Genomic DNA, 2803 nt, shown 5'->3' with positions numbered 1-2803 from the left:
TCCGTTGCCTCGTTTCAGCCGCCTTGACAGCCAGGCCCACGCCTTAACTACACGGCATTGCAGCTAGCCCGAGACGTTTCCGCAGGTGAAGCGTGGTAGGTGCGGGATCCGTGCTGGGTCGCTGCGTGATTGATGAGCTGGTCTGAGCGGTGCTGGCGCAGTTGGCTGGTTGTGCCTGGCACAACAAATCCCAGCTACAGCAAGGAATTCACATGCCGCAGAGATTCTCCACCGCTCGCGGTCGCGAGTTCGGCGAAGTGGTCCGGGCGGCGATCAGCGCGTCCGGAATGACCGCGCGGAGGGTTGCTGAACTCGTCGGCTGGCAGGAGGGAAAGCTGTCGGACTTCGTGAACGGCAAGATCGGATGCACCGAAACAGAGCTCGCACTTCTGCTGGGCGTGTGCCGCACGCCGACTCAGGAGCGTGAACACCTGCTGAATCTCCTACCCGAGACGCACGTCAGGGGTTGGTGGCAGCAGCACGGCTCGTGTGTGCCTGCGCGGCTGCGCACGCTCGTGAAGAACATCGCCGCGGCGAAGACCCTGACTACGTGGCACCCTCACGCGCTTCCGGTGTTCTTGCAGTCGGTGGACTACATGCGTGCGGTGATGTCTGCTTCCCCGACCGTGCCTGACGAGGAGATGGATCAGCGGGTCAAAGCGGCGCAGGAGCTGCAAGGGCTGGTTTCCGGCAGCGACCTGCGGTGCACGTTCTACATCCATGAGCAGGCGCTGCATCTGCCGGTCGGTGGCCACGAGGTCCACGTCGGTCAGGTGCATCACCTGTTGCTGATGGGGGTCCGTAAGAACGTCGCGATCAGGGTCTTGCCGACGGCGGTCGGTGCGCACGCAGGCATGCGCGGGGCGTTCACCCGGCTGACGTTTCCGGCGCACGAGCCGCTGGTCTTCCTCGAACACGAGCACTCGACACTGATCGAAGAAGCGAAGGCCGCGGTCGAGGGCTATCAAGAGGTTGTGTCTTCGCTCGACGCTGTCAGCCTGGATGAGGAACAGTCGAAAGCGTTGCTGCTCCAGCTTGGTGAGCGGTTGTCCACGGCCGACCCCTCAGGTCATGTAGGGCTTCCGCCGGTGCTAAGTGCCAACAGGTTGTGAGTGGGGTGCGTGCTCCTCGCACGAGGAGCACGCACCTGCTGTGCTGGACTCCGTCACGTGGCGAGCGGATGGTGTTCGCCGGTGAGTGCGGCGAGTGCTGTGGCGACTTCTTCGAGGGTGGCGCGGACGTAGGTGGTTGTGCTGCCTGCCTCGGTGTTGGTGTCGTTGTGCCCGGCGAAGGCGCGGGCGACCGCGTAGCCGAAGTTGCGTTCGACCCAGGTCAGGGTGGTGTAGCGGAGCCAGTGCGTGCTGACGCCTTGCTTGGCTGCCCAGGCGAGGTTCTCGCCGACGCGGTTCCAGAGGCGGTCGTAGCGGTGGTAGGTGATCGGGCGGCCGTCTGCGTAGCGGAGCAGACGGCCGTTCATGGGTGCCCCGCGATGTTCGACGTGTTGGAACAGGTGCCACATCAGCGTGGGTGAGACCGGTTGCCAGCGTGAGGTCTCGCCCTTCTCGCGGAGGTAAACCAGGCACTGCTCCTCGTCGAGGTCCTTGGGACGCAGGGCCAGTGCGCCACCACGTCGGGCCGCGGTTTCGGTGTGGAACCGGATGATCAGCGAATCGAGCTGGGGGTCGTTGCCCGTGGTCGCGACGACGTCGTTGAGCTGGTCCATCTGTTTGCCGGACAGGGCGCGTCGGTTGCTGGGCTGTCGCCGGGGTTTGGCGACCTTGGCGGCGGGGTTGGAACGTTCGTCGATGAGCTCGTCGTTGACCGCGTGGCGGTAAAGGCAGCGCAGCGCGGCGATGAGGTGCTCCGCCGCGGAGTTGCCGTTGCGGGTGTTGCGGCGCACGGTGAGGTTGGCCTTGACGTGCTGGACGAGCCGTTGGATGTCGGTCGGGGTGCGGTCGCTCAGCGAGATGTCGGCCCACTGCTCCAGCACTCGGTTCCAGTAGGAGCCGTAGGCACGGCGGGTGCCGTCGCTCACGGCCGCGGCCACGACCGGGATGTACTCACCAAAGGTCGGGGCCGGCGGTTTGACCGAGTTGAGCAGGTCCTCGGCGGTCACGCCCATCCGGTCGAGAACCAGGCGCGCGGCCTCCAGTTCGGCCTGGGTCGGCGCGCCGGTCACAGGTCCTCACCACCCGGCAGAACGGGGAGCACCAGCTGGTCCAGCGCGACGGGAGGGAAGACCGTGATCGCCTGGCGGTCGAGGTGAGCGACGAGGAGGACCCGGTCGCCGGACCTCAGATGCCCCGCCCTGCGGACGTCGGCCGGTAGGCGGACATGTCCCTGTTTGGAGAGTTTGAAGACGCCGTGCGGGTCGGCGGTCACAGCCAGCAGGCCGTCGTGGTGGCGGATGTTCAACCGGGTCGTGGCGGTCCAGTTCAGCGCGGCGGTCATCTGGCGGTCGGCGACCCGGCCGCGGTCGTCGAGCGTGGCCACGCTGTACAGCACATTGTTCAGCCGTTCGGGTGGTGACGTCGGTACCGCAATGAGCGGGAGAGGCTGACCGACAGCGCGGGCGGATATGCCCCTCGTATTTCCCGGTGCAGTGCCGGGAACGACGGGGCGGATGTAGGAAATGGTCATCGGACGCCACCTGGAAGTGGCACCGAAACGCAAAACAGGTGCTCAAGTGTCCTTGAGCACCTGCCACGTAGACGTGGCACACGTGCCACATTTCCGTGTCCGAGTGAGGTTCACCCCGAACGGTGGACAGGGGCGTAAGAAGTTCAGGCAGCTGCTCGGAGTG

3 protein-coding genes are annotated in these 2803 nt (G+C 65.7%); 1 reads left to right on the top strand and 2 read right to left on the bottom strand.

The annotated features are described in order from the left end of the window. Positions 1-149: 149 nt before the first annotated feature. Positions 150-1112: a helix-turn-helix domain-containing protein gene (locus ACFOWZ_RS37385; RefSeq protein WP_382378677.1), complete on the top strand. Its 963-nt coding sequence runs from the start codon at positions 150-152 to the stop codon at positions 1110-1112. 53 nt (positions 1113-1165) lie between these two features. Here ACFOWZ_RS37385 and ACFOWZ_RS37380 read toward each other — a convergent pair whose 3' ends face one another. After that, on the bottom strand, positions 1166-2179 hold the full coding sequence (locus ACFOWZ_RS37380; RefSeq protein WP_382378676.1) for a tyrosine-type recombinase/integrase: 1014 nt from the start codon (positions 2177-2179) through the stop codon (positions 1166-1168). Beyond that, positions 2176-2493, bottom strand: a complete 318-nt coding sequence (locus ACFOWZ_RS37375; protein ID WP_382378675.1) for an AbrB/MazE/SpoVT family DNA-binding domain-containing protein — start codon at positions 2491-2493, stop codon at positions 2176-2178. Before ACFOWZ_RS37375 ends, ACFOWZ_RS37380 begins: the two co-directional genes overlap by 4 nt. Positions 2494-2803 lie beyond the last annotated feature (310 nt).

The sequence above is a fragment of the Lentzea rhizosphaerae genome, from assembly GCF_042649515.1.
Lineage (GTDB): Bacteria > Actinomycetota > Actinomycetes > Mycobacteriales > Pseudonocardiaceae > Lentzea > Lentzea aerocolonigenes.
Note: the sequence above shows the minus strand (reverse complement) of the source record. Positions and strands in the feature narration are given on the sequence as shown.